Genomic DNA, 24,742 nt, shown 5'->3' with positions numbered 1-24,742 from the left:
GAGCGACGGTCTGAACGCACTTCGGATTCGCTTCAGCCAGTGTGAATTCTGGGATCGTTCCTAGTAGGAACGACTGCACAATCTGTGCTCTCGAGTGCGCCAGGCCCGCCGTCCTTTTGGGCTCCACCAGCCATCGTTCCTAGTAGGAACGATGGCGCACTCTGCGCTCTCGGGTCAGCAGCTTGGCGCCCTACCCTCCCCGTCCGGGCTCTCCGCCAGGCATTCCTGTCGCCTCTCCTCTGCTGCGTTTCAGCTGTGCAGCGGGCGCGGGTCTCCGAGACCGTGATGCTCAGTTGGACATCAATTGAGCATCAGTTGAACATCAATTGAAGCTTAATTGATGCTCTCGCCGCGGGATGCGTCGCGCTCTTGGGGTGCTGGCGCCTTTCTAGGTCGACGATCATCTGCTCATCGTTCCTAGTAGGAACGATTCTGGATTCAACCTCAAGTGAGTCGCCAAACAGCTCCAAATTTCCGCATCGTTCCTACTAGGAACGATGAACGAATAGCCGACCAACGGCTGGTGGAATAGCCCAGCACTTGGGAGTCGTTCCTAGTAGGAACGATGATCGATTCGACATCCACGTGGTCGCAAAGGTGCCCATGAATCTATGGGCGCAATTGAGAGAGCGGTATCGGTAGAGGCAAAAAAACCCGCCAGCGGCGGGTTTGATGGGGCGGTTCGAACTCACCTTTGCTTCTTGCTTTTGAGCTTCGAGGACGCCGCCGCGCGATCTTGAAGTACCTTCGTGAGCGCGCTTTCGATAGCGGCAATTTCATCTGGATTGGGCAGCGTGATCGTGAGCTTCTTGCCCTTGATCGCGAGAGTGGCGTACTTGCGACCCTCATGGGAGATTTCGCGCTTCTCTGCTTGCGCCCTCTTCGCCTGGGAGTGCTCCCGGCCGGGGACATTGTCTCGAACCCAATCGGCCGCCAGGTCCTGGTCCAACTCGCCAGCGGCGACCAGAGAGCATGCTCGAGGGATCAACTCGGCAAAGTCGGCGACCAACGGGGCAAGCTTTTCAGCAAGGTTGGCGCCAAACTTTTCAGCGTTGGCAGAGATGATCTCGTGGGCTTCCTGGGGGAGCTTGTCGAACGAGAGCAAGCGAGAAACTTGCGTCTTGCTGATGCCGGACTTTGTGGCGAGCTCCGAATAGCTCAGGTTCAGTTGCGATTGCAGCTGCTTGAAGCCGAGGTACTTGAAGTAGTCCGGCGTGACGGGAGCCCACAGGTTGTCGAAGAAGACGAGGGCGACGACTTCTTCGTCGGTGTACTCCTTGAGGACCGCCTCGATGGTGGTGCGACCCAGGCGCTTGTATGCCTCGATCCGATGCCGGCCGGCAATGACCTGCAGCGCTCCATCGGCAAGGCGGCGGACAACAATCGGACTGTTGAGCTTGTTCTCAGCCAGGTTGGCCACGAGGCCGAGGACACGCGACTCGACGATGGGGCCGATATGGAACGGGCTGTAGACCAGGCCGACAATCTCAACTACCAACGGCCGCCCTTCTCTCGCCTCGAGCTCCTCAACCTTCTGCTCCAGCTTCTGGTAGTCGTTTGAGAACGCGGCCAGCGCCACCGGCGCGCTTGATGCCGCTGATCCGCGACGGCGCATGCCAATCGCTGGCATGCCTGGTCCATCAGGGCTACCTTCCAGTTGGGCCGTCAGGCCTGCAAGATGGCTTGCGACGCCGCGGCTTGGCTTCTTGGTTTCGGTGCTCATGTCACTCTCCTTGCTGCTCAAGCCAGTACGAACGACGAGTCATTGCATCGACCTCATTCACCATGCGATCAAAAGCTTCTCGCGCTCGTGCGTAGGTCTGCGAGCTGCCCATGTACTCACTGGCACGCGAGATGTCATAGACCGACTTGAACTCGGTGCCGCCGGTTTTGACTGCATCGGTTTGCGGGATCTCACTCGACATGACGTACTCGCCATAGAAGAGGCGGATCCACTTCATCATTTCCTGGACGGAAGGCTTGTGCCCTTCGACCTTGCTGGGAACGATGCCGAGCCAGGAGTAGTCCTTAGGCTCAAGCGATTGCTTTGCTGCTTCTTGCGCCAGCTCAGTGAACTGATCCCAAAATTGAACAGAGCTCTGCAGGCTAAGGCCTTCTGGAACCACCGGCATGAGGATGGCGTCGGCCGCCCAGTAGGCGTTCATGGTCGTGTAGCTGAGGGCAGGGGGCGTGTCGATGATGATGTAGTCGTACTCGTCGCGCAGCCCCATCTGCAGGCCCTTCGTGAGGACCTCGAGGAAGTTGAAGCGTTTCCCTTCCTTTTGCGCATTCATTGATCTGATGGGCAGATAGAACTCGCAATTGAAGAGTGCGGTGTTGCCGGCAATGATGTCAACGCCGCTCCAATAGGTTGGACGAACAGAGTCGCCCAGGTTTTCGCTGTGCCCATCGACTCCCTTCGGCAAGGCAATCGGCGTGAAGGTTTCGCTGACGTCGACTTCAGCTGGGTCTACGCCAAGCATTGCTGACATCGAACCTTGCGGGTCGAAGTCGATGGCGAGAACCCGGTACCCCTTCAGGCTCAGGCCCTGGGCGAGCGAGGTGGCCAAGATCGTCTTGCCGACGCCACCCTTAAAGAAGCCCACCGTAATGACCGCGCCGGCCTGGCCAGGCTTGCGCTTGAAGCACTTGTTGCCAATTGCCCGGACCCACTCGATGGCCTGCTCCACGGTGAAGCTTCTGTGTGCAGCAGTCTTTTGACCGGTCGCGTCGGTAACGAGACCAGTTGCCAGCCCACGCTTCTCAGCCGATTCCAGCATCCTCAGCATAGAGTTCGCACTCTTCCCGCAGAGGGCGGCCAGCTGGGCTGCATTGAACTTCGGGGCCTGCTTCTGAGAGTTCGGCCGGTAGATCGCCGTCTTAAGGCGGCCCATCATCACCCCGAGGTGATCGCTCAGCTCGCCTAGGTCTCCGATTGAGACCCTATCAACTCCCAACTTGCCACCGACTGCGGGCAGGGTCGAAACGTCGTCACTCATGTAGATTCCCTTATGTGGTGGAAATATCAGTCAATGGTGCGATTTTCCACCACATTTGCGATTTTGCTACCATCACGCAATCTGGCGACGCAAAAGAAATTGCAATCTAACGACAGGTGAGCCCCAGGGCAGCTCGCTATGTGCTCGTAAGTGCTTGATTTACAATGAAGTCTTCTCGCTGAAGGATAGGTTTCTGACAGAAGGGGCTGGCATACTGAACGTGCGGACGCACTCAACCGGCCTCCTGAAACTCATCCGCTTTCGCCGATTTGGCTCGAGTCCGCGGCATGAGCGGCAGCGGCCGGCCGCAACTACGGGCACTGGACCGTCCTGAAAGTTCTCACATTTCCCTGTCTTCGGACTCGCTCAGGTGAGCAGAAATCCACTTTCGCAGCATATAAGATATCGCGAAGCTATCGAATTCGATGTGAAAACGTCAAAGTGAGGCGCCAGGCGGCCTCTTTTGCCTCGATTCCAGCTGCGCGCACGAATTCAGATCCAGCCTCCTGAAGCTCATCACTTTGCCATCGTTGGCCAGATCGGGGCCTCCTGAAACTCATCACTTTGACCCCCATGCATCTAAGGCTATGGGGACAATTTCTGGCCTGGTGGCCTAGCCCCGCCGCCGGATCAGCTTCCTGAAACTCATCACTTTGACCCCTGGATCGCCTGTAACTGACTTCCTGAAACTCATCACTTTGGTCGCCAGTCTCGTCTTGCACGAGCACCTGAAACTCATCACATTGACCCGTGGCCTAGCTTCCTAAAACGCATCACTTTGGTTGCCATTCCCGTCTTGCTCGAGCTCCTGAAACTCATCACTTTGACCCGTAACCTGACTTCCTGAAACTCATCACTTTGGTCGCCAGGCATTGCGACTGCGGACCACACCTGAGGTCATAGAGCGTCGGACGCCATCTTCCTGAAGATCATCACATTGGGCAAAAAAGCCACTCCCGTATCCACTCACCGAGTTACCCGAAGCCCATCCGATAAAAACGTACCAAACCCCGAAACTCATCACCAATGGTCCCGGAACTCCTCACCATGCCTCCTGTAGATCATCCGCGGATCGAATCTAACTGACTGTCACGTCTGGACTTTTGCCCCTCTCAAACTGACTCAAGGGCTTCAAACAGACTGTTTTATAGCAATAACAGTCAAGACAGGACTGTCGCTAACGCTTGCAGGAGAAATACCAACCCACAAGATTCGACACCTGCTTGTCACATCGAGTAAAGTGACACGGTTGAGTCGTCACATATCACATTGATCCATCGCGTGGCCAAGAAGAACACCGGAGACAAGGAAGTACAGCCGTCGCTATTCAGCGATGGCGAAAACTCGTCTCCAGATGGCCAGCCAACTTCAGTAGCCTCAGAGATCATTGCTGAGAAGCCGGCGTCCGAGACGGCGCACGAAGTCGATGACAAGGCCCTCCGGCGCCACGACGGTGACTTGAGGGTTGTTCGCCATCCCGTTGAGTTTGCCGCCCTGGTGCCTGTCACCTGGCGGATTTCGGCGCTGAGCCGCAAGCTATGGATGTTCATGATCTCGTACTCGCTGCAGGCGAAGGGCGTAGCAACTGACGAAGGCGTGACCTGGCGCGTCGCCCTGAACACGCTGAAACGAGACGCTGCTTACGACAGCAACGACCTCGATCACCTGCGCGACAGCATCCGTGAGCTTCAGAGAACCCTAGTCGACTGGTCGAGCTCAGCACGGGACAGGAAGGGTGAAATCAAGCCCTGGTCGTCCACGCAGCTTCTGGGATCAGTCGAGTTCGTGATCGACGTGTCGGGTCGACATTGTGTGGAGTGGTCTCTGCCGGCCGTCTTGCTGAGGCAAATCCGGGAGCACAAGCAGTATTACGAGTCGTCGCTCCTGGTGGCGACGCAGATCAGCAGGTATTCGACCTTGGCGTTGCTCTCGTTGGCCAGCCGGTACAAGACTAGCCCAAATGGGTTGACCATCAGGCGGCCCTGGCGCGAGTGGGTGCCAATCTTTACTGGCGAGTCAGAAGAAGCCGCCCGCATGACAAGGAAAGGCACCGGCGGGAAGAAGTCCAAGGCGGCGGCTGAGGACGGCAGCGATGAAAAGTACCGTGAGTTCAGGTACTTCAACCGAGATGTGATCTCGAAAGCCGTGGCTGAGCTCAACGCCGTTCAGGACGAATTCTGGGTGGAGCCCTTGCCGGGCCGGAAGAGTGGCAGCCGGACGATTCACGACCTCCAGTTCCGGATCATCACCAGGGAGGACTACAAACCCCCTGCAAAGCCCGCATACGACGCTATGACGGGTCAAGCGCTTGATGCCATGGTCGAGCTAGGGTTGACAAAGAAATTCGCCCTTGAGCTCGCGGATGAGCACAGCCCGGAGCTCTGCCTGGAAGTGGCCGAGCAGGTGAAGAAGCGAGTGGCGGACGGCAGCCAGGCCACGATCAAGAAGCCTGAAGGCTACTTCGTCACCGAACTGCACAAGGCCGCCGAGGCAGCCAAGAAGCTCCCGCCGATGGCCCAGCCGGCCAACACGTCCCTGTCAGTCGATGAGGCGCTCGAAGAGACCTTGAAGGACTTCCAGGCCAATCTGATATCGGAAGCAAGGGCCAAGTACCCAGATGTGCCCATTGAAGTCAAGATGGACTACGAGGCGCGCTTCGAGCGCGAGAGTCTGAATACGGCGCCGCCATCTGTGCAGTCGACGTACAAGAAGTCTGGGATCAAGGCGCCACTGATCTCCAGCAGGTTCTTCAGCTGGTTGGCGAAGGAGCAGGCCGGCGACGGATGGATGCCCAGCGCCGGCGAGCTACTGGCTTTCGAGCGTTCGCGGGCAATGCGGAAGAAGTAGGGGAGGGCTAATGTGATGACCTGCAGGTCATCACTTTGACCGCTCTTTAAGGATTCGCTCGAAGTAGGGGTCAAGACCAGAGCCGGCTGTGGGCCGGAACGCCTGACATCAGCCAGGCGTGCTGGTCTGCGCAAATCCGGCGACCGGACAAGATCAGGTGCTCATGTCGGCTTGGGACGTACGGCAGGTACAGAAGAGGCATCCCAGCCTCTTCAGGTCGACGGTTGCCCTTGCGGCCGTTGCAGCCACCGGATCCACCGCAGGCGCTCACCAGGTTCATCCAGCTCCAGGGACCGCCGCGGGACACAGGAAGGATGTGGTCAGCGGTCAGGTCCTCGGAGTTGAAGACTTGGCCGCAGTACGCGCACTGGCACCGGTCGCGCTCAAAGAGAGCCTCGCGCGTCACAGCCGGCGTGTGGAAGCTCTTGCTCGAAAACGGCACGCCGTCGACGGCAATGATGGGCGGTACAGCGAGCAGGGACTGCCGCCCTGTGGCCGCGTTGATGCCGCCTCGCAGCGTCACGCGCGGTTCACCGACCGACCAGGCCACGCTGCCGCTGAAGATGTGCTGAGCAGCTTGCTTGGGAGAGATCCACCGGTTCGGAGTGCCGGCGGCATCGAGTTCAAGAATCGAGGTCATCCGACCCTCCTATGAGATGTGCCGGCATCGAGGCCTGCCGGCGTGGCAAAGAAGGTGCGGCCAGCGGCCGCGTTCAAGCAGGCTGGCCAGGGGAGTGGTGCAACGTGGGGGACTTGAACCCGAAAACCGACCTCCTGCTTAGAAGGCAGGCGCTCTATCCAACTGAGCTAACGTCACATTGAGATGGCGGTGTGATGGGGACTCGAACCCCAAAGCCGCGTGAGCAGCCATTCGATTTCCAATCGAAGCCAATACCAGTTATGGGATCACACCAAGAAGAAGAGGCGCGGCCGCGCTAGGCGGCCAGGCCGTTGCGGACGACACGTTGGCCATGCATCCAGTGCTTCGTGGTCTGGATGTGGCCCTTGCGGACGAACTTCGCGACGTGCGTTCGGTAGTCACCGTACGAGAAAGCATCAGCCACGCGCAAGACAAAGCCTTCACTGGTCGCCCAGTCGCGCTTCGGGTCGTAGAGCTTGCGGATTGCGTTCTCATCGAAGAGTCCGTCGAAGATCACTTCGACCGGCGTGATGCCGAGCAGCTCGAACCACTGCTTCGTGTCGTCCCAAGAAAGGCACACGTTGCGCTCGTTCCAGACGCCGAAGCCCATGAAGAAGCTCTGCAGATCCTGATAGGCGATACTGTGGACGGCGAAGAGGTTCTCGCCACAGATCCGCCAGTCAGGAGGGATGTCCTGGCTGATAGAAGCCCAGAAGCCCTTGACCCAGTTGCGAGATTCGTGATGGCGGCCGTCGACGCTGCGAGCATGCAGGTAGTCGCTGTACAAACTGGTGTTCTCGCCGTCCATTTTGATCGTTGCGATCACGCGCCGGCCGATGAAGCGCTCGAGCGAGTCGATCCGCCTGTCGTCGTCATGCATTCCTTCTGACCAGGGCAGGTGATGGGTCCTCGGAAACTTCACACGATTGGTGAAGAGCTCGAGGGCGCCGCCGCGCGCCAGGATCTTCTGGACGCTCTCGTCAAAGAAGAGCTCACCGCGAGTGCGCTGGCCATTGGCCAGCACCGGATTGCCCCACTTGTCGTAGGCCTGGTCAGGATAGAGATGCGATGGAACGATGACGCGGCGAATGCCACAGGCCTGGCGGACCTGGTCCAGGCTGATCGTGGTCATCTCGCAGAGCAGGTGATGCTCTTCGCAGACCGAAGCGCCGTTGTCCAGGTAGTAGCCCCCGTCGGCGAACAGGCGCCGCTCAATGATGTGGTGGGCGTCGACTGCTACTCGATGGCAGAAGACGCAGCGGTGGTTATCGCGTTTGAACACGCCCTCTCGGAAGGCGTCGCGCGTGAGCAATGGCGCATACATGATGCCCTCCGAAGTTGCGTTGAAGAACTTGGCGGATCGATAGGGATTCGAACCCTAGTGCAGTCTTGAGACCACTCTCGCTTAGCAGGCGAGCCCCTTTAACCACTCGGGCACCGATCCATGAATTGGTCGCCGGCGTGCGCCGGCTGCGGGCCCGTCAGTGGGCCCAGTTGACTCGCCCCATGTCGTCGATGCGGGCGGTTTGCTCGCCGCGACGAAGGGTTACGAGGGTTGGTCGAACAGAGATCACGCGAGCGCCTCGGCGCACCAGGTCGTCGACTGCGGCGCGCGCGAATTGCGAGATCGGATTGAACTTCTTCAGGTCGACGGAGTCCGGACGCCGGCGTTGGCCGGCAGCTGGGCCGCCCTTGCGAATCGCTTGAGACATCTGCAGCTCCTTGATGTGGTCTCCACAACCCGGATCGAACGGGTGGCCTCGAGCTCCCCGAGCTCGCGCGCTACCAACTGCGCCATGCGGAGAAGGACCCCAAAGCGGGGGACGATGAAATGGAGCCGTCGGCCTGCTTCGAACAAGCCACCTCCGGAATACGAATCCGGCGCTCTACCAGAATGAGCTACGACGGCAGAGATGAGGAGGGCGCAAGGCCCCCCGAGTTAGGCGACGTATCCGCGGAAGGTGAGGCTGATGCGGGGGCCGCAATCGAAGCCCGCCTTCGGGATCCGGTGCATGTGGGTGTCCTGGTGCGGCCGGCGGAGGTCGAATCCACAACCTCAGCCTTCGGAGGGCTGCGCTCTATCCAGTTGAGCTACGGCCGCAAAGAGGGTGGTGCGTCCTAGTGAAATCGAATCACTGGCCTCGCCCTTAGGAGGGGCGCGCTCTATCCAGCTGAGCTAAGGACGCATTGGTGAAGCTGTCGGCTTGTCAATGTCGAGCTTCCGACTTGCTCATCGCCGGGCCCGACGCTTCTGTTAAGACCTGACCCTCGGGCCGAGGGGCCTTGCCTGTCGTGGTGGGAACCACAGGGATCGAACCCGTGACCCGCTCCGTGTAAAGGAGCCGCTCTACCAACTGAGCTAGATTCCCAAAATGATGGTCGGCATACAAGGATTTGAACCTTGGACCCCCTGCTCCCAAAGCAGGTGCGCTACCAGACTGCGCTATACGCCGACGATATCCTATACACTGGTGGAAAATCTGGGATTCGAACCCAGGGAGGGGGTACTAGCCCCTCGGCGGGTTTCAAGCCCGCTGCCTTAAACCACTCGGCCAACTTTCCGAAAGCAATGGTGCATATGATATCACGCACGCGGCGTGATGTCAACTGTGAATGAAGTGGTCCGCTCGACCAGACTCGAACTGGTACGTCTTTCGACAAGTGCTTTTGAGGCACTCGCGTGCTGCCAATTTCGCCACGAGCGGATTGATCGAAAACCCATCGCTGGCCAGCCCGCTTCGCGAAGCGACGCGCCAGAAGGCGCGTCGGCATTGCCTATCGACGGAGATGAGTGGTGCCCAGCGCGCGACTCGAACGCGCATGCCTTGCGGCGCCAGGCCCTGAACCTGGTGTGTCTACCGGAATTTCACCAGCTGGGCTATGTTTGGTGTGTCGCGCGGGGCTCGAACCCGCACATGCCGGATTAAGAGTCCGGTACTCTGCCACTCGAGTTCGCAACACGTATTGATGGGGAGGGTGCTTTCGTGAAGTGCAGCACCTGCAACTCACGAGAGCACCCGAGATCGCGGCTTGCGCTCTGATCTCGAGGCTCCAGCTACGGCTGAGACTACGCCGTCGCTCATCGACACTTGCGCTGGAGTACGACACGATTGCGTCGTGTCTTGCCAACTCATCCACGGCACCCACCTTGCGGTGCGACACCGTACGTCGACATGGCGGCCTTTTTGAGAGTGCGGCTTGTCACTCGTCACATCCATCGACTCAACTTTCGTCCTACCGCCGACCTTGCGGGCCGTTCATGGGGCTAGCCATTACGTGCGGACTCGAATCAATCGCGTCAGGCCTTGCGAGCCATCAGCAACCTCAGTTCAGCTTGCGCTGCCGAGGCTTACGCCACTTTCGATGAATGCCGGAGACGTCTTTGCTTTTAGACAGACAGGAATTGAACCTGCGACCGTCGCCTTAACAGGGCGATGCTCTACCAACTGAGCTACTTGCAACCTACAGCGATGTGCGTCTCCAGTCGTTCGATGACCTTTTGGGCCACCGAATGCAACACACCGCCTGCCTTTCACCCCGCGGGTTACTCAGCCGACCTTTGCGATCCGCGTGCCTCTTGCGAAGCCCACGTCCCACGTGATCTGCGCGCCGCCCTCGCTTGCGAGGCTCAGACTATGCGCGCTACCCTTTCCGATATTCGATGGCGAGCTGGTTGTGCCAGGCCGGGACGCCACCACGCGTTTCCCTGTTCCGGTGCCTCCGTTCCCTTGGCTGTGCGAGCACAACTTCGGCGGGCAGACCCCAGTTCTTTGCCTGACGCTCACGTCCCGACTTGGACCGCCCCTTGGGAAGACGACCCGACGCTTGTGGCGCCTCGGTGAGCTTGCGTGATTGACCTGGTGCTCGCGCACCTGGCGAGAGGGGAGGTAGGACTCCTCTCTTTGATCGTGTTGCCACGACTTATCTTGCGGACCACACGCGGCCCGGATTCAACATCGACCAACTCACTCTCAATGAGCTCGTCGATGCAGAACAAACAATGCTGGTGCCCAGGGCGAGACTCGAACTCGCACGACCTTTCGATCACTACCCCCTCAAGGTAGCGTGTCTACCAATTCCACCACCTGGGCATATCAAACTGGAATCTCGAAACGGATTCGAACCGTTGTCGGGCTTTCGCCCACCTGGATTGCAATCAGGCGCCTTGGACCACTCGGCCATCGAGATATTGAACTTGGTCGTGAAGGCTGGGATCGAACCAGCGACCTATCCCTTATGAGGGGCTTACTCTGCCAACTGAGCTACATCACGAACTTGGTGCCCACGGTCAAGATTCGAACTGACGACCCACTCCTTACAAGGGAGTTGCGCTACCGGGCTGCGCTACGTGGGCATGTTGAGCGATCAACTGCTTAGGGGTGGCCAGCGAGGATCGAACTCGCAACCTTCGGGGTCACATCCCGGGGCTCTGGCCTATTGAGCTATGGCCACACCTAAGCAGTCGAAAATTTGGTGCGTGTGAGTGGTGTCGAACCACTGACCTCCCCCTTATCAAGAGGGTGCTACTACCGCTGAGCTACACACGCGCAAGACCTGGCACCGCGGGAAGGATTCGAACCCTCGACATCTGGTTTTGGAGACCAGCGTTCTGCCAACTGAACTACCGCGATACGGAAACTGGAGCGGACATCGAGGGTCGAACTCGAGGCCTCAACCTTGGCAAGGTTGCGCTCTACCAACTGAGCTATGTCCGCAAGAAAAGTGCTAACTGGAGTTCTGTACGGGATTCGAACCCGCGTTCTCACCTTGAAAGGGTGGTGTCCTAGGCCAACTAGACGAACAGAACATGATGAAGTGGCTCCCCGACCAGGGTTCGAACCTGGGACCTCTTGATTAACAGTCAAGCGCTACTACCGACTGAGCTATCAGGGAATGGAAATTGGCAGAGGGTGCAGGAGTCGAACCTGCGAATGCCTGAATCAAAATCAGGTGCCTTAGACCAGCTTGGCGAACCCCCTAAAAATGCGTGGAGCCTCGTGCACGATTCGAACGTGCGACCTTCGGTTTCGTAGACCGACGCTCTAGTCCAACTGAGCTAACGAGGCATCGCTTTCGGCAGCAGACCAGATGGCCAGCTCTCGAAAGAAATGCGGACTGGCGGGGGCAGTCAGGCTCGAACTGACGACCAGCGGGTTAAAAGCCCGTTGCGCTACCAACTGCGCTATGCCCCCATCGAGTGTTTTCGGGACTTCCGTTTTCGTTTCATGAGGATCTCCTGAGTGGTAGCCCGTGCAGGTGCTTACCCTGCGACTGACGGCTTATGAGGCCGCTGCTTTGTCGTTAAGCTAACGGGCCAAAGAGGTGGTGCCAAGCACAGGTGTCGAACCTGTGACGCACGCGCTTTCAACGCGCCGCTCTACCGACTGAGCTACCGAGGCATACAAAAAATGGTTGCGGGCCCTCGTGTCGAACGAGGCTTACCTTGGGGATATGAGCCCCAATCCGACGACCGGCCGGCCGCCCGCCAATGAACATGGTGGAAGCGAGTGGATTCGAACCACTGCGTCGATTTCTCGAACCTGGGTTACAGCCAGGCACCTTCAGCCTCTCGGTCACACTTCCATGAATTGGCGCCAAGTAGGGGGCTCGAACCCCTGACCATCGGATAGACAATCCGCCGCTCTTCCGACTGAGCTAACTCGGCATGGCCGCGCTATTCACGGCAGTCATCGGGTTGCGTCCGACCACTCGATCTCTTCACGGATCTCGTGTCGCGTGCTTCGGCGGGTGTCCCGGGTAGCGCCGGCTATAGCGCCGACTGCATCCAAGGCCTCTGCCTGGCTTCTCCGTCTTCTTGGGTCACCACCACGGAGCAAGGTGACGTTTGGGGCTCATCGAGCGAATAGAGAGGGATTCGAACCCCCGCTGGCCGCCCTGGTGTCTGGGTACTACGCGCTACCAACGCGCCTCGCCAGGCCTGGGGCAGCTGTGCACGCCACACACTGCCTAACCCACTCCGCCGGCTTGGTAACCCGACGTCGCGGTCTCGATGAACTGACTTGGGTGGGGAGATCCCCACGTTTATCTTGCATGCCTATTGGCCTGGCCAATGTTGTGCAAGCTGGCGGAACGACGAGGGTTCGAACCTCGGTGCCGGTTTCCCGACTCTGCATTTCGAGTGCAGCGCATTTAGCCTCTCTGCCACCGTTCCAAAAGTCACATGCCGGCCGAGCGAATGCTGTGCAGCCATTCCTCGATCTCGTCTCGAGGCCGCTGCCGGCTCGCCGGCTTCGCCCGGTGCCGGCCAGCGTGACGCCGGCGGGCCAGGACTGCAAAGATGTTGCGCGGCTTGAGTGCCGGCAGGGCTTGCTTCAGCTTCATGTCGACACTCCTTCTTAGTTGCTTCGTTGGTGGACCCAGGGGGAGTTCAACCCCCTCTCACCGCTTGCAAGGCGGCGCGACCACGCACCAATCTTTTGGGCCCGTTTTGATAAAGGAAGGCCTGGCTAGGCCATTGCATAATGAATATGCTACACACAGTAGTTATCCATGCCTCAAGACACTCGAGCGCAATGCAAAACGGACGGGGAACTTCCTCGTTTGCTGCGACCCAGGATGCACTGAGGGATGGAGCGGGCTGCGGGAATCGAACCCGCCTGAATGGCTTGGAAGGCCACGGCCTGGCCACTAGGCTAAGCCCGCAAATGGGTGCCGCAACCCAGCTGAATTCGCCCATGGAACATCCACGTGCGATCCCGCACAGCTGCGGCACCTTGAAACTACTTCGAGCGAATTCTTAAAGAGCGTGTCGATGGCGCGGCGTCCGCAGCATCCGATCCCTGTTTCATCGTTCAATGGCGCCAGGGAGGGCGAAAAGGGGTTTGGAAATGAAAAAACCCGGGGTCCTTGCGATGCCCCGGGTTTTCTTAGACTGCTGGTAGGCGTCTGTGGATGTTCTCCAACTACACCTGGACCAATGTCCGAAAACCTCGGGGCGAGCAAATCTGATTGGGGCGCACGTAATGCATCCCGGATTTCGGGCTGCTCTTGGCCATGCGGCAATCCGACTCTCGCGAGGCGGGCCACAACAGTGAACCCGTAAAGACGTTCGCAAACGCACGGACCACGGCCAGGCCGCGGCGCTGAAGCGCTGCTTTCCGTGCTGTGATTCTGGTCGCGTTCATGATGTCGTTTCGGTTTCTGTTGGGTTGAAATTTGCCCGCTCTTTTGAGCGAATGACGAGAGTGTAGCGACTACTCAATACGCTGTCAACACCTTGAGCAAGAAATCTTTATCAGTTGCTAAATTTCCACTCGGTTGGCCCTTGAGCCTGGCGGAGCGTGCGCCACAATTGACATCCTCGCGCCACCAAAGAGCTTTGCTCATTGGAGGGGGATTCCTTCTGCAAGAGGGCCATGCCCGGCCACAGCCGGGCAGAGCCCGGCCTCATTCGACACCCGTGCTTCGGCTGGCTTAGAGACTTTCGTCTTTCGACCAGGCCGGCACGGGGCGGGTTGTTCCGCCACACCAGGTGCAGCCCGCGCGGCAACGGCCGCCAGTCCTGCGAGCAAGATGTTGCGCGCCGCGTTCACGTCGCGATCATGCTGCTCGCCGCAGGCCAGGCAAGTCCACCGCCGGATGTGGAGCTCGGCCTGGCCCTTCGGGCCTGTGCGCTCGCCACAGGCGCTGCACGTCTGGGTGGAATAGGCTTCGTTGACTTCCTCGAACCACACGCCTGCGTCATCGCACTTGTACTGCAGCATGGTTCTGAGCGTCGACCACCCGGCGTCGAGCACGGACTTCGCCATGCTCGTTTTGGCCAGGGCGGACGCGTTCACGTTGCCAACGAAGATGCGCTGATGATCCTTCACCAGCGCGGTGGAAAACTTGTGCAAGGCATCCTTGCGGCGGTTCGCGATCTTGGCGTGAATCGCCTTGACGCGATCCTTCTTGCCGGCGCGCTGAGCCGCAGCCAGAGCCGGCTCCAGGTCGCGGTAGAACCGCCGAGCCTCTTCTTTGCGGCCGTCGCTGCAGGCGGCCAGATCCTTCAGGCCCAGATCGATGCCGATGTCGTCGACAGAGCCAGCGGCGCGTGGCGCCGGAGGACCGACATACGACTCATGGCTCGGCACTTCGATGGAGACATTCAGGTACCAGCGGCCGCGCGCGTCCTCGGAAAACGATCCGGCTCGGAGCTCCAGCGACCCGGGCGCCAGTCCCTTCAGGCCGTAGCTGTCGAACAGCGAGATCCAGTGACCCGCGAAGCGGACCTGGCCTTGACGCAGCTCCAGCGTCTTCACCTTGAAGGGCACCCAGCCGAGCGAGCGCCTGGCGCCGCGGCTCTTGCGCCAGGCCAGACGACGCTTGCCGTGCTGGCGCCGGCGCCGAGCTTGTTATTCCGCGACCTCCTGCACCGTCTGTACGGGCAGGATCAGCGCCGCACCAGCTCCGCCACAGGCGCCATCGCGGGTGACGCCCTTGAGGTAGGGCCAGTAGTCGAAGCCGGACATCCACCGGCCTTCGCGCTCAAGAACTTTCTGGCCCAGATCGTTGACGAAGTTGAAGACCTGGTTCACCTCGCGAGCGCATTGACCGAAGAACCCGCAGTGCTTGTCCTTCACCCGAAGCCGCAGCACACGAACCGAGGCGCCGACACGCGAGCGCGGCTCGCGCTTGCGCCGAGGCGCATCGCCGGAGTCATCGAGAGAGGGCAGGGCTTCCAAGGTCACGTATTCGAGATATCACATTGCAGGATTCACGCAAGTGCACGCCTGGCAGGGCGCCAGGCGCGGCGCCATTCCTCTCCCACCAAGATCTGCAGCTTCGCCTCCAGGCCGCATGCGGCCGAAGCGCTTGGAAGGAGTCTCCAGGCGCAGGTTGATGAAGCCTGACCCTACGCGGTCATCAGGCAAATCATGCACTTAGGGTGGCCGCGAAAGCAATTCGACCGAACTCGCGAACAAGGTCTTGAGTCCGATTTGTTGCGAATCGCTGACGCCAGTCGTATCAAGGTGGCGCCCGATGACGTTCGCCAATGCGCGCGCGTGCAGGATCAGGGCCTAGGCTTCTTTGGCAGCTGGGCCAACTTGCGCTCGGCCGACTCCACCGCCTCAGCAGCAAGTCGATAGAGCTCTGGGTGCGCCCCCAGGAGAGAAGGGAGGATCAGCCGCTTCTCGGGCACGTATACGCGTGCGAAGCCCGGGCTCCTCTCAACAATGGACCGCACATTGACGGTGACATCGGCGCACTTGATGCTCTTGCCGTTGCGGCTGATCGAGCTGAGCCTGGCCGCTTCGGACGTTGCCTTGCGGGATCGAGTCCACCCGTGCTCATACTGTTCGGTGAGCTCAGTGGCGTAGTGCGCAACCTCATTGCCGAGGGCGCCTGTAATTGATGCTTCCGTCTCGTCGGTGTCGGCAATGCAGTCGTGCACAAGCGCGCCGGCGATCACTTCCGGGGTGGCAATGAACTGCGCAACCAGAGCTGCAACTTCGCGAGGATGGGCGATGTAGGGCAGCCCCGTGTAGGGCTGCAACTGGTTGACACGCCGATGCGCAGCCTCGGCGAGACGGTCGGCCGCAACAACCAGTGGATGCTGCAGCGAACTCATAAGCGTAGAGCCAAATCAGAATGCGCAGAAAACCCGAGCCAGGGCGAGAAACGGTGCACCACCGCTGACCGTCATGCTCGCGCCGTTCGCATCCTTGGCATACAGGGTCCAGGGGCCACCCAGAGGGCCGGATGCATACATCGTCGATCCCCAAAGCGCGGTGCCGGTGACGGTGCCGCGGGCCTGCTGCGGAATTATGAAAACACGAGATCCGGAACTACCTGCAGGGCAGACTGCCGCAGGAATTGACTGGCCGTCGGCCGTCAAAGTGTGGGAGTTCACCTCAACAAGTGATGGAAGCAAGGACTTCACTGATACCGTAGTGGGTGCAGACGGGCGACTTGTCAGTGATGTAATCTCGACATCGTTCGTCGCCGTCATTTTGTCAGTTGCGGTGATCGTTATCGCCTCGAGCGAGCCTGATCCGCCACTTCCACCGACAACGGTCTTACTTCCTGCCCCGTTGTCTTGAGGCTGCAAGATTAGATTGCCGCCTGCCTGGATGCTCATTGCACCAGTGCTCTTGATGCTCGATCCCGCGCCAACGTTGATATCGCCATCTGAAGTGAGCGTTGCTCCTTTGACTAGTCCCGTTGCAGTCATTGTTGCAGCATCTACTGACGTTGCAGACTTCATAGCGTTGGCGTCAACAATACCGGTGGCAGTGATGTCTTTGGCGCTTTGAATGTCGTTTCCGTTCATCTGAAGCGCGGCATTCATCTTGTTCGTGCCATCCGTACGAAGGTACAAGCTGTCCAAAGCCGTCAAGGACTGGGACACAAAGTAACAGAGCTTGCCTGCAACGTTTGCAAATGGGTAAGCGGCAACAGAACCAGCCCAAGAACCGCCATTTCCGACAGCACCCGTGGCGTCATATGTCATGCCACCCAGCCCGCCAATTTTTTTCACCGTGCTGCCAACCAAGTCGATGCGTGTGGTGCCATTCACAGTCCAGGGATTATTGGTGCACGCGAGGGCTTCAAATTGATACGGCGAACCGGCGCCAATGCGTGTGATCTTCATTGTCCAGCCCCCCATCCAGGATGATGGCTGGAAAGTGCTGGCCAAGCATGATGCGCCAGGCCCGCACGAGTTCGGCAACTGAAGATCGGCGACAGTCGGCAGCGTAGCCGCCGCGCCAGCCAAGACTGCCGTGTTGTTGGACATGTGGATTGCGAGGGCCTTGCCGAGCATGATCGCATTGTCGGCGGAGCTGGCGGTCAATCGATCCTCAGCGGCCTCACGAGCCCGCTGAGCCACATACACAGCGATCATTCCCGAGATGGCCAGGACGACCATCAACTCAACCAGTGTGAAGCCGTAGATTCGGCTCTTGATGGAACGGTTCATTGGAGCTTCCTGTTCTCGCACTTCACTGCAAGGAATCCGCGGCAAGATCCGAGAGAAGCTTCAACGGCTCTTCCACACGGATCGCGGGGGTAAGTACGACCTCGCGACTGATTCGAAGCGATGCGGAGCCCGGAATGGGCTCAATCGAACGAACGTCGATGAAGTGATAATTGGTCAGGGCGTCTGTATAGCCAGCAGGGCTGACGTCAAACGAAAGAGCAAAGGCAGGGACATGGAGCCCCGGAGCGTCGACCTCTCGGCAAATGAAAGCCAAACGGCCGGTCAAGGGGTCGATTGAGACGCAGGCCCAAGGAAGGGCCGAGAACCAGTCCTTGCAGGACTTTGGAATGCCTGCGAAGTAACGCATGTCATGCAGCCCGACACAGAAGTCGGCGCTCAATGAAGGCTGAACGCTAAGCATGCGGTCAAACGGCATCGCGATGTTTCCAGCGCCATGCTGCTCACCAAACCATCGCACGAAATCTCGAGCAGCGCAGGATTCTCTGTCTCCAAATTGACCTTGAGATGAGGCTCTGCCGCCATGTGCACTACGGCGCATATGGGCAACTACTCCATTTTGTGGGGTCATGGCTGTCTGATGCATATCTCTGGTTGGTCACGGCGGTCGACTTGAATGCGACACGCATATGTGATACACTATACACAACAACAGTCATTCTGACAAGGCGCTTCGACAGGCACGAAACCATGCATAAACGAACCTCAGCATCAGCCGGCGACTCAAACACGGTGATGGCCGAAGGCTTCCTTGCAGCCTGGGCAAAGCGGGCGAGGGAGAGGTGCGGAGGCTTTCCGGTCTTCACGCTCGACGACTCCCCAGTTGCCGACGGTGAAGTCGGGTCGCCAACGAGCCTTTTGCCTGTTCTGGCCTGGCACGCAGACAACCTCTACCGCTTCGCAGTCAAGGATTCCGGCATTGGTCTTGAATTCTTTGAAGACGATGAGGCACTGCTGCTTCGCTCGGTAAGCCTGGATCGTGTGCAGCGCTCTGGCTCTGAGCTAATGTGCTTCCTTCTGGAGGCTGCGGAAGATGCTCGACAGCATCTTCCGCGCTCCGAAAAGCACCCTGGCGCGGTTGAGCTCCGCGGTCTCGTGTCTCAGTTTTGTGCATCCATGGGCGTTGCGCACAAGAGCGTCGAAACCGCGGCCAACTCCATGAAGCTCCAAGGCTGAGGTGGACATGACATCCCCTGGTAATAGCAACTCGTCGCAAGCGGCAGGCGCATCGCCTCGTCGACTGAGTATCCTTTCTGGTGTGTCTGAGGCAGCGGTCGACGTGCGTAAGGCGTGCAACGGAATCAAGCGGGCGTCATCTCTTGGTGCGGCCACCATGCTGACCGGCATCGACTCGACACGTGCGGTTGCTGTCGCGCAGTCGATGGCTTTGGATGTCCTCAGCAGCATTGGCTTTGATGTCGAAGATGAGGCTCGTGTTGAATCAGTGATGCCGATGATGCTTGAGGCCGCGTGCCTTGTGTTGTCAGATGCAGCGCTACGTTCGCAGAAGAACTTCCAGAGAACCGTTGAGCTTGAAGTTGTTGCGAAGACTGGCGTGACAACTCTGGTCGAGGTCGCTCGCTCAAGAGCGGTCATCAAGATGGTTGAGCCGGCATACCCAGCCGACATGGATTCGATGGTGGCGCTTCGTTTGACGGCAGCTGCGGCAATCTCTCAGGTCTCGGTTGAGATTCTGGAGTTTGACTTCGCCCACACCCCGAATGAGTGCATTCGTGAGGCGGGAAAGGTCGTAGTCAAGGCTGCAATGGATGCGGCAGATTCTTTGTCGCCTGCCCAGGCGTCTAAAGCCTCGAAGCTGATGCTCACACAGTCATTAATTCATTCAGCAGCCAAGCTCTATGCTGCGACTTGGCGAGCCGTTTCACTCGACGAGATTCACCGGCTCGACAAACTGTCAGACCCCGCTTGCGATGCCAGCTGGCACCAGATGGGGGAGACCCCCATTGCAACCCTTCTCATGCCGGTCAATGAACAGTTTGGTCAGGCGTTCCTCGCGGTCATCGAGACGGCCAAGGATGTTTTCGCGCCTGCGACAGTGTCGAGCGCCGCGCCATCTCAACGTCGCAGCGCTTCGCCCAGGCCCCGGTGATGATGGACGTTGCAATCTTGCAGGCCATACAGGCCGCGTCAGTTATCGAGTCCAGGCCGGCGCCCACAGCCGTCACAAGCACGCCAGGGTGGTCGAGGCCGGTAACTCAAGCATGTCTGAACGCTGAAGCTGAGCGGCAAAATCTCGAGCCGTGGCGACTGGCATCGGTGATGAAGACCGAGGGCGGTCGGGTCGGGCAGTTCAGCTTGAACTCCGACGGCTCTTACGACATGGGGCCGATGCAGATCAACACGATCCACCTAAAAGAGCTATCAGCGCTCTACGGCATTACCAGTCCCGCCATGGCTCAGCTGCTGGCCTACGACGGCTGCTTCAATGTTGCTGTGGGCGCATTCCTTCTCCGCAAGCGAACCAACGAAGCTGGTGGCGACTTCTGGTATGGCATCGGGAGGTATCACAACAAGAGGTCGGATTTGTCAGCCAGGTACATCTTGAAGGTTCATCAGCAGATGCAGTCGATTGTGCTGGATCCACGGTCAGCAAGGCAGTAAATAGTCACGGGGATCACCCCACCAAGGAAATTTCATGGCGCAAAAGTCACCTGGTCAATCAGACCCGAACCTCGAAGGGAACATCTTCGTCATTGCATTGGCAATCACGATCATGGCGCTCATATTCTGGGTGTTCTTTGGCAGGCACTACTCGGCCTTCATGGGCGTTGTCCGAAAGTACGAGCTCTCGCTTTTCATGCCATTCTTTGACGGCGCCGCTGATCTGTATGGAAAACTGAAGATTTTGAATGGCGGCTCACTGGAGTTTGTCGAGACAGTGCACATGCTGACCAAGACGGGCAACTACGTCAGGTTCCTGTTCATTCCGCCAATACTCGTCATGACGTACTACTTGTACGTGAAGTCCTTCCGCGGTCGGTATGCCAAGCGACACTCAATGTCTTCGCTTGCTAAGCAGGAAGCTGCGCTATGGCCCGAAATTGCGCCTGTGGCTGGACGGCAGGTCGAAATGGTTGAAGGCGACATCACGAAGGGCGAGTACGCCGTGGCTCTCACTGAGTGGGAGTTTGCTGAAAAGAACAAGCTGGCGCAGCGAGGGGGCAAGCTCGACCGCGATAGGAGTCGCGACGTTTTCTCCGCGCAGCTGGGTACGATCTGGGCTGGTCCCGATGCACTACCAAAGCACACAAGGGCGTTGTATGCGGCACTCTTGCTACGCATTGCAGGGAAGGGCACCGACTCAACGACTGCCTTCCGGAAGATGGCCTCAACTTTCAAGACAGGCGGCATCAATGGCATGGACACTTCATTCGCAGATGCGGCCATCGCTGAGCATGGGAGCCATCGCCTAGCAAAGATGGTGATCGAGCGTCACGCCTATGTCTTCACCGTGATGGCGACCATGCTGCAGATATCGCGGGCAGACGGCGTCCTGGCGAGCCCAATGTTCATCTGGCTGAAGACGGTGGATCGGAAGCTCTGGTACACGCTGAACAATGTTGGTCGGTACTCATTTCATGTGGAGTGCGCTGGCATCATGGGCCACTGGCTCTTCGAGAAGACCGTTGGGGCTGCGTGCCCCAGCCCGATGGTTGAGAAAGCCATTGACGGACTCGATCTGGCCTTGAAGGACTTCAGCGAGAGCGACGAAGAGCATCGGCTGTTCTTGTAGTCGATTGCCTGGGGTGAAATTGACAGTTTTGCTCCATTAGTATAGAATATATCCAGTACACCACTGACATTAAGCTGCCCATGTCCAAGCCATTCCGTAAGCAGGCCAAAACCTTCGTTCCCGGATTTCCTGAGACAGATGCTGTGTCGGCTCGCCGACAGCGTCGGAGGGGGGAATTCCTAAGCCGCACTGGTCCAGTGATCTTGACCAACGGAACGAACGCATTCACGGTCGATGCCGAGGCCTACAAATTCATCACGGTTCAAGTGCATCCGCAGGGTTCGGGCGTCAGTTGCCTTATGGGCGGCTCCGGCCCTGATGACACGGCCTTGACCAAGCTGGCCAGCTTTGGTTCGGAGCTCGGTGCTAAAAATGCGCACGCCCAACTGATGAAGGCGCACGCAGGTATTGGTGGTGAGTTCCGGCTGGGTCAACTGGGTAAGTGGGTTGGTGGCCTCGCTGGCTTGTTTTTCGTGGCGCTGATGTTGGGCACTCTCTCGGCACCCTCCGCGTCAGCTGGGGATCAAGCGGCGCGCCAGGTCCATCAACAGCAAGCGGTCGGATCGAAGTCGTTCAACCCTGGTGAACCAACGCTTGAGCAGCTGGCTGCCGGCCAGTACGAGTTCAAGCCGCAGCTCCAGGCCCCCAGTATTGAGCCACCGGCGTTGAACTGCGCTCCACGCTAATTCAGCCACTTCGAAGGTAGATCCCGATGGTCAAAGGGCTGAATACAAGGCTGGAGCGCAAAGAGTCCACGCTGATCTATGACACGCGGAGCCTCGGCGACCGCATGGCTGACGCGTTGGCGAGCGAGGAAAATGTTGCCATGGTGATGGTCGGCTTCGGCATCGCCATCTTCTTTGGACGTCAATTCGCTGAGTGGCTCTTCCTGCTTTGCGTGGCCTTCTTCTTCTACGCGCGCTCCGTGCAGAAGAAGTCCGGCCTGGCGCTGCGGATGCCCAAGACGTCGAATGAGATCGACCCGAAGGAAATCAGCCCTAAGGACCGCAAGCCTTCGCCGGCGGAGGGCATTGTCTACATGGGCAATGACGAAGATACGGGTGAAGAAGTTTGGCTCTCTGACGGCATGGCACGGACGCACATGCTGTTCATGGGAACTACTGGTTCAGGCAAGACTGAGTACCTCATTTCCCTCGTCTACAACGCACTGATCCACGGGTCCGGCCTGATCTATGTTGACGGCAAGGCGGATTCCTCGCTGTACGGAAAGATTTACTCAATGGCGCGCTCGATGGGGCGCGAAGACGATGTCCTCGTCATCAATTTCCAGACGGGTGCAAAAGACATTTACGGTGCGCAGTCGAGCAAGCTCTCGAACACACTGAATCCGTTTGCCGTCGGCTCGTCAGGCATGTTGAGCGAACTGGTCAAAGGCCTGATGGCGACCGGTGAAAAGAGCACTTGGACGCAACAAGCCGAGTCGTTCGTTGAAGCGCTCATCAAGCCGCTGGTCTATCTTCGTGACAACCACGGCCTGAACCTAGACGTGAACGTCATCCGAGATTACTTTGAGCTCAACAAGATCGAGGACCTTGCATGGCGCGACCCCGAACGATATGCAGGTTTGGCTGAATCTGGGGCGCTGGACGGGATCCGCGCCTACCTGATGAATAAGCCAGGGTACAAGAAAGAAAAGTACCACGACCAGAGCGAGACAACGCACGAGCAGCACGGCTACATCTCCATGCAGCTCGGCCGGACGTTCAACTCACTATCTGACACCTACGGCTACATCATGAAGACTCCCCTTGCGGAGATCGACTTCGTTGATGTGTTCTTGAACCGCCGCATCCTGGTCGTGCTGCTGCCGGCTCTGGAAAAGTCGCCCACCGAGCTGACCAACCTGGGTCGAATCGTTGTTGCCTCGATCAAGGCGACTATGGCTAAGGGCCTTGGATCTGCCATTGAAGGTGACTGGGCCAAGGTGATCTCGGCCAAGCCTACGAACAGCCCTAGCCCGTTCATGTGCGTGCTGGATGAGTACGGCTATTACGCTGTTGAGGGCTTCGCCGTTGTGCCGGCGCAGGCTCGTTCGCTCGGTTTTTCTGCCATTTTTGCAGGACAGGATTTGCCGGCTTTTGAGAAGGCCTCGAAGGAAGAGGCAAAGTCGACGCTGGCCAACACGAATACAAAGCTCTGCGGCAAGCTTGAGTGCGTTGATACGTACAAGTATTTCCAGAGCCTTGGCGGTCAAGGTCTCTTCACGCGCTACGGTCGATACGAGACGGATCCTGGCTCGCTGGGCCCCACTGGCTTCAAGGCTGAGCAGAATGTCAGCGTGGAGAGAATGGATCGCGTTAGCCTTGAGGGTCTGCGGGGGCAAATTTCAGGTGAGTGGAACCTGTTCTACGGCAACACGATGTTGCGCGTGAAGTCGTTCTTCGCCAACCCAAAGAATGTGAAGCAGCTGCGGGTGAATCACTTCATTCGAGTTGCTCGCCCGGACCCAGACGAGGTCGCGGCATTCGCCAGCAGTAGCGACAAGTTCAAGCGCGCGGTGATGGCCGACGGCGGTATGAAGTCCTTCATGGATGTCGCTGGTTCAGTTGCTGACTTGAAGGACGTTCTTGATGCATTTGCCCAGTTCAAGGATCAACCAGCCCTGATGCGCGCAGGCATGGTGCTGGCTCATTGCCAGCAAGCGGAAGCTCGTCGGGCGAGCACCTTCACAAAGCTGACTGCAAGCAACTTCGAATTCGACGAGGGCGACGAATCTCAACCAATCGACTTCGCCGGCGAAATGCAGGCGGGCGCTCTTGCTCACAGTGAATCACCTTGGGGAGAGATGGAGCAGCAGCCTCCATGGGGTGGACCTGCGGATCAGTCTTCTGGTCAGCAAGCGGCGGCTCTGGACGAGCCGAACAAGGGTCTGTTCCACGAAGGTGAAATTGAGCCAATCCTGGAGGCTGCAGGAGCTCAGACAGGCATCGGCGGCGGATTCGGTCAAGTGCAGGCGCAGGAACTGAAGGAGCCTTCAGCTGCTTATGACTTCCCGTTTAGCGATGACGACGGGCTGGTCGAGCCGGGCACAGAGTTTGCTCAACCTGGCGGTGAAGATGAGTTTGGAGAGGAGTTCGCGCCACCTGTTTTGGTTCCAGAGCGTGCACAACTGGTGCCGGCCGCGCTGGTGGAGCACGATTTCGCAACTGCCACGGATCTCTTCGGCGGCGACGCAGCCGCGATGCCTCCAATGGTTGCTATGGCGGACAACGACATCGATGGCGGGGGCCAGGATCTGCCCCAAGACGAGTCAGATGTTGGTGCTGGCTACGACATGACACTCGGATTCGATGAGCCACTGGCGGAAGAGGGGCTCCTCAACCGCGACGCGACCGTCTCGGGTATCGCTGAAATCGAGAAGGCGATGGGTGCCTCTTCAGAAGAAGCCGAATTGACTGCGAATATCGTGGCAGGCGATCTTGGTCAGGCCACAAAGTACCCGCTGCAGGCGCCGGCAAAGAAGCCTGATATGAACAGGTTCTCAGAGGTCGCCACGCGCGTGACCGAGATCCTCGGCGTTGCTGCCGATTTGGGAGACTGAG

General features: G+C 58.7%; 18 protein-coding genes and 32 tRNA genes. 7 read left to right on the top strand and 43 right to left on the bottom strand.

Annotated features, from left to right (window positions below; translation table 11 throughout):
- Positions 1 to 688: 688 nt before the first annotated feature.
- Both WG898_RS18645 and WG898_RS18640 read right to left on the bottom strand, forming a co-directional pair.
- Positions 689 to 1,723: a ParB/RepB/Spo0J family partition protein gene (locus WG898_RS18645; protein WP_339604282.1), complete on the bottom strand. Its 1,035-nt coding sequence runs from the start codon at positions 1,721 to 1,723 to the stop codon at positions 689 to 691.
- Between the two features lies 1 nt (position 1,724).
- Entirely contained in the window at positions 1,725 to 2,999 is a 1,275-nt protein-coding gene (locus tag WG898_RS18640; RefSeq protein WP_339604281.1) for a ParA family protein, read from the bottom strand.
- 1,281 nt (positions 3,000 to 4,280) lie between these two features.
- On the opposite strand from WG898_RS18640, the gene WG898_RS18635 reads away from it, so the two are divergent.
- Positions 4,281 to 5,846: a replication initiation protein gene (locus tag WG898_RS18635; RefSeq protein ID WP_339604280.1), complete on the top strand. Its 1,566-nt coding sequence runs from the start codon at positions 4,281 to 4,283 to the stop codon at positions 5,844 to 5,846.
- 70 nt (positions 5,847 to 5,916) lie between these two features.
- On the opposite strand, the gene WG898_RS18630 is transcribed toward WG898_RS18635, so the two are convergent.
- From WG898_RS18630 to WG898_RS18430, 41 genes are all read right to left on the bottom strand, one after another.
- Positions 5,917 to 6,486, bottom strand: coding sequence for an HNH endonuclease (locus WG898_RS18630; RefSeq protein ID WP_339604279.1), 570 nt, complete (start codon positions 6,484 to 6,486; stop codon positions 5,917 to 5,919).
- Positions 6,487 to 6,581: 95 nt separating this feature from the next.
- Positions 6,582 to 6,663: transfer RNA gene (locus WG898_RS18625), tRNA-Arg, on the bottom strand.
- 7 nt (positions 6,664 to 6,670) lie between these two features.
- Positions 6,671 to 6,759 (bottom strand) — tRNA-Ser (locus tag WG898_RS18620).
- 22 nt (positions 6,760 to 6,781) lie between these two features.
- Entirely contained in the window at positions 6,782 to 7,810 is a 1,029-nt protein-coding gene (locus WG898_RS18615; protein ID WP_339604278.1) for an RNA ligase family protein, read from the bottom strand.
- Positions 7,811 to 7,839: 29 nt separating this feature from the next.
- Positions 7,840 to 7,930: transfer RNA gene (locus tag WG898_RS18610), tRNA-Ser, on the bottom strand.
- 37 nt (positions 7,931 to 7,967) lie between these two features.
- Positions 7,968 to 8,198 carry a hypothetical protein gene (locus WG898_RS18605; RefSeq protein WP_339604277.1) on the bottom strand — a complete coding sequence of 77 codons (231 nt, stop codon included), beginning with the start codon at positions 8,196 to 8,198 and terminating at the stop codon, positions 7,968 to 7,970.
- A 16-nt stretch (positions 8,199 to 8,214) separates the two neighbouring features.
- Positions 8,215 to 8,290 (bottom strand) — tRNA-Pro (locus tag WG898_RS18600).
- Between the two features lie 28 nt (positions 8,291 to 8,318).
- Positions 8,319 to 8,395 (bottom strand) — tRNA-Thr (locus tag WG898_RS18595).
- 115 nt (positions 8,396 to 8,510) lie between these two features.
- Positions 8,511 to 8,587: transfer RNA gene (locus WG898_RS18590), tRNA-Arg, on the bottom strand.
- A gap of 8 nt (positions 8,588 to 8,595) precedes the next feature.
- Positions 8,596 to 8,672: transfer RNA gene (locus tag WG898_RS18585), tRNA-Arg, on the bottom strand.
- Between the two features lie 107 nt (positions 8,673 to 8,779).
- A tRNA-Val gene (locus tag WG898_RS18580) sits at positions 8,780 to 8,855 on the bottom strand.
- A gap of 7 nt (positions 8,856 to 8,862) precedes the next feature.
- Positions 8,863 to 8,939: transfer RNA gene (locus WG898_RS18575), tRNA-Pro, on the bottom strand.
- A gap of 16 nt (positions 8,940 to 8,955) precedes the next feature.
- Positions 8,956 to 9,048: transfer RNA gene (locus tag WG898_RS18570), tRNA-Ser, on the bottom strand.
- Positions 9,049 to 9,105: 57 nt separating this feature from the next.
- Positions 9,106 to 9,191: transfer RNA gene (locus WG898_RS18565), tRNA-Leu, on the bottom strand.
- A gap of 87 nt (positions 9,192 to 9,278) precedes the next feature.
- Positions 9,279 to 9,365, bottom strand: a tRNA-Leu gene (locus tag WG898_RS18560).
- A gap of 6 nt (positions 9,366 to 9,371) precedes the next feature.
- Positions 9,372 to 9,447 (bottom strand) — tRNA-Lys (locus WG898_RS18555).
- Between the two features lie 1,043 nt (positions 9,448 to 10,490).
- A tRNA-Leu gene (locus WG898_RS18550) sits at positions 10,491 to 10,577 on the bottom strand.
- Positions 10,578 to 10,586: 9 nt separating this feature from the next.
- Positions 10,587 to 10,674: transfer RNA gene (locus WG898_RS18545), tRNA-Cys, on the bottom strand.
- An 8-nt stretch (positions 10,675 to 10,682) separates the two neighbouring features.
- Positions 10,683 to 10,758: transfer RNA gene (locus WG898_RS18540), tRNA-Met, on the bottom strand.
- Between the two features lie 4 nt (positions 10,759 to 10,762).
- Positions 10,763 to 10,840 (bottom strand) — tRNA-Thr (locus tag WG898_RS18535).
- A gap of 24 nt (positions 10,841 to 10,864) precedes the next feature.
- A tRNA-His gene (locus tag WG898_RS18530) sits at positions 10,865 to 10,938 on the bottom strand.
- Between the two features lie 19 nt (positions 10,939 to 10,957).
- Positions 10,958 to 11,033: transfer RNA gene (locus WG898_RS18525), tRNA-Ile, on the bottom strand.
- Between the two features lie 8 nt (positions 11,034 to 11,041).
- Positions 11,042 to 11,117 (bottom strand) — tRNA-Trp (locus WG898_RS18520).
- An 8-nt stretch (positions 11,118 to 11,125) separates the two neighbouring features.
- A tRNA-Gly gene (locus WG898_RS18515) sits at positions 11,126 to 11,201 on the bottom strand.
- Between the two features lie 15 nt (positions 11,202 to 11,216).
- A tRNA-Glu gene (locus WG898_RS18510) sits at positions 11,217 to 11,293 on the bottom strand.
- A 9-nt stretch (positions 11,294 to 11,302) separates the two neighbouring features.
- Positions 11,303 to 11,379, bottom strand: a tRNA-Asn gene (locus tag WG898_RS18505).
- 8 nt (positions 11,380 to 11,387) lie between these two features.
- Positions 11,388 to 11,465 (bottom strand) — tRNA-Gln (locus WG898_RS18500).
- 9 nt (positions 11,466 to 11,474) lie between these two features.
- A tRNA-Arg gene (locus tag WG898_RS18495) sits at positions 11,475 to 11,552 on the bottom strand.
- A gap of 50 nt (positions 11,553 to 11,602) precedes the next feature.
- A tRNA-Lys gene (locus tag WG898_RS18490) sits at positions 11,603 to 11,678 on the bottom strand.
- Between the two features lie 49 nt (positions 11,679 to 11,727).
- Positions 11,728 to 11,802 (bottom strand) — tRNA-Ile (locus WG898_RS18485).
- A gap of 179 nt (positions 11,803 to 11,981) precedes the next feature.
- A tRNA-Tyr gene (locus WG898_RS18480) sits at positions 11,982 to 12,069 on the bottom strand.
- 6 nt (positions 12,070 to 12,075) lie between these two features.
- Positions 12,076 to 12,151: transfer RNA gene (locus tag WG898_RS18475), tRNA-Asp, on the bottom strand.
- Between the two features lie 418 nt (positions 12,152 to 12,569).
- A tRNA-Ser gene (locus tag WG898_RS18470) sits at positions 12,570 to 12,658 on the bottom strand.
- A gap of 5 nt (positions 12,659 to 12,663) precedes the next feature.
- Positions 12,664 to 12,828 carry a hypothetical protein gene (locus tag WG898_RS18465; RefSeq protein WP_339604276.1) on the bottom strand — a complete coding sequence of 55 codons (165 nt, stop codon included), beginning with the start codon at positions 12,826 to 12,828 and terminating at the stop codon, positions 12,664 to 12,666.
- Between the two features lie 27 nt (positions 12,829 to 12,855).
- Positions 12,856 to 12,931, bottom strand: a tRNA-OTHER gene (locus tag WG898_RS18460).
- A 144-nt stretch (positions 12,932 to 13,075) separates the two neighbouring features.
- Positions 13,076 to 13,149: transfer RNA gene (locus WG898_RS18455), tRNA-Gly, on the bottom strand.
- 680 nt (positions 13,150 to 13,829) lie between these two features.
- The gene (locus WG898_RS18450) at positions 13,830 to 14,759 is read right to left on the bottom strand and encodes an RNA-guided endonuclease InsQ/TnpB family protein (protein WP_339604275.1); all 930 of its coding nucleotides are present in this window, start codon (positions 14,757 to 14,759) and stop codon (positions 13,830 to 13,832) included.
- Positions 14,760 to 14,840: 81 nt separating this feature from the next.
- Positions 14,841 to 15,170, bottom strand: coding sequence for a hypothetical protein (locus WG898_RS18445; protein WP_339604274.1), 330 nt, complete (start codon positions 15,168 to 15,170; stop codon positions 14,841 to 14,843).
- 329 nt (positions 15,171 to 15,499) lie between these two features.
- Positions 15,500 to 16,057 (bottom strand): HD domain-containing protein, encoded by a 558-nt coding sequence (locus WG898_RS18440; RefSeq protein ID WP_339604273.1) that lies wholly within the window; start codon positions 16,055 to 16,057, stop codon positions 15,500 to 15,502.
- A 15-nt stretch (positions 16,058 to 16,072) separates the two neighbouring features.
- A complete protein-coding gene (locus WG898_RS18435) occupies positions 16,073 to 17,407 on the bottom strand; it encodes a prepilin-type N-terminal cleavage/methylation domain-containing protein (protein WP_339604272.1) in 1,335 nt (444 codons plus the stop codon).
- Positions 17,408 to 17,429: 22 nt separating this feature from the next.
- The gene (locus WG898_RS18430; RefSeq protein ID WP_339604271.1) at positions 17,430 to 18,011 is read right to left on the bottom strand and encodes a hypothetical protein; all 582 of its coding nucleotides are present in this window, start codon (positions 18,009 to 18,011) and stop codon (positions 17,430 to 17,432) included.
- A 104-nt stretch (positions 18,012 to 18,115) separates the two neighbouring features.
- Here WG898_RS18430 and WG898_RS18425 point away from each other — a divergent pair, with 104 nt between their 5' ends.
- The 6 genes from WG898_RS18425 (at position 18,116) to WG898_RS18400 (ending at position 24,741) form a co-directional block, all read left to right on the top strand.
- Complete coding sequence (locus WG898_RS18425; RefSeq protein ID WP_339604270.1) at positions 18,116 to 18,601, top strand: hypothetical protein; 486 nt, start codon at positions 18,116 to 18,118, stop codon at positions 18,599 to 18,601.
- 157 nt (positions 18,602 to 18,758) lie between these two features.
- A complete protein-coding gene (locus WG898_RS18420) occupies positions 18,759 to 19,535 on the top strand; it encodes a hypothetical protein (RefSeq protein ID WP_339604269.1) in 777 nt (258 codons plus the stop codon).
- A gap of 167 nt (positions 19,536 to 19,702) precedes the next feature.
- A complete protein-coding gene (locus WG898_RS18415; RefSeq protein ID WP_339604268.1) occupies positions 19,703 to 20,047 on the top strand; it encodes a lytic transglycosylase domain-containing protein in 345 nt (114 codons plus the stop codon).
- A gap of 34 nt (positions 20,048 to 20,081) precedes the next feature.
- Entirely contained in the window at positions 20,082 to 21,179 is a 1,098-nt protein-coding gene (icmP, locus tag WG898_RS18410) for a type IVB secretion system coupling complex protein DotM/IcmP (protein ID WP_339604267.1), read from the top strand.
- A gap of 197 nt (positions 21,180 to 21,376) precedes the next feature.
- Positions 21,377 to 21,865: a hypothetical protein gene (locus WG898_RS18405; protein ID WP_339604266.1), complete on the top strand. Its 489-nt coding sequence runs from the start codon at positions 21,377 to 21,379 to the stop codon at positions 21,863 to 21,865.
- 26 nt (positions 21,866 to 21,891) lie between these two features.
- Entirely contained in the window at positions 21,892 to 24,741 is a 2,850-nt protein-coding gene (locus tag WG898_RS18400; RefSeq protein ID WP_339604265.1) for a type IV secretory system conjugative DNA transfer family protein, read from the top strand.
- Position 24,742: the final 1 nt, after the last annotated feature.

Origin of the sequence: Paucibacter soli (assembly GCF_037482845.1) — a bacterium.
Taxonomy (GTDB): Bacteria; Pseudomonadota; Gammaproteobacteria; order Burkholderiales; family Burkholderiaceae_C; genus Paucibacter_B; species Paucibacter_B soli.
This window is presented reverse-complemented; position numbering and strand designations above follow the sequence as displayed.

Coding starts and splice junctions, on each gene's coding strand:
- WG898_RS18645 (WP_339604282.1), bottom strand. CDS start 1,723: ATGAGCACCGAAACCAAGAAGCCAAGCCGCGGCGTCGCAAGCCATCTT.
- WG898_RS18465 (WP_339604276.1), bottom strand. CDS start 12,828: ATGAAGCTGAAGCAAGCCCTGCCGGCACTCAAGCCGCGCAACATCTTT.
- WG898_RS18420 (WP_339604269.1), top strand. CDS start 18,759: ATGCTGACCGGCATCGACTCGACACGTGCGGTTGCTGTCGCGCAGTCG.
- WG898_RS18605 (WP_339604277.1), bottom strand. CDS start 8,198: ATGTCTCAAGCGATTCGCAAGGGCGGCCCAGCTGCCGGCCAACGCCGG.
- WG898_RS18400 (WP_339604265.1), top strand. CDS start 21,892: ATGGTCAAAGGGCTGAATACAAGGCTGGAGCGCAAAGAGTCCACGCTG.
- WG898_RS18440 (WP_339604273.1), bottom strand. CDS start 16,057: ATGAGTTCGCTGCAGCATCCACTGGTTGTTGCGGCCGACCGTCTCGCC.
- icmP (WP_339604267.1), top strand. CDS start 20,082: ATGGCGCAAAAGTCACCTGGTCAATCAGACCCGAACCTCGAAGGGAAC.
- WG898_RS18615 (WP_339604278.1), bottom strand. CDS start 7,810: ATGTATGCGCCATTGCTCACGCGCGACGCCTTCCGAGAGGGCGTGTTC.
- WG898_RS18425 (WP_339604270.1), top strand. CDS start 18,116: ATGCATAAACGAACCTCAGCATCAGCCGGCGACTCAAACACGGTGATG.
- WG898_RS18435 (WP_339604272.1), bottom strand. CDS start 17,407: ATGAACCGTTCCATCAAGAGCCGAATCTACGGCTTCACACTGGTTGAG.
- WG898_RS18640 (WP_339604281.1), bottom strand. CDS start 2,999: ATGAGTGACGACGTTTCGACCCTGCCCGCAGTCGGTGGCAAGTTGGGA.
- WG898_RS18630 (WP_339604279.1), bottom strand. CDS start 6,486: ATGACCTCGATTCTTGAACTCGATGCCGCCGGCACTCCGAACCGGTGG.
- WG898_RS18430 (WP_339604271.1), bottom strand. CDS start 18,011: ATGCATCAGACAGCCATGACCCCACAAAATGGAGTAGTTGCCCATATG.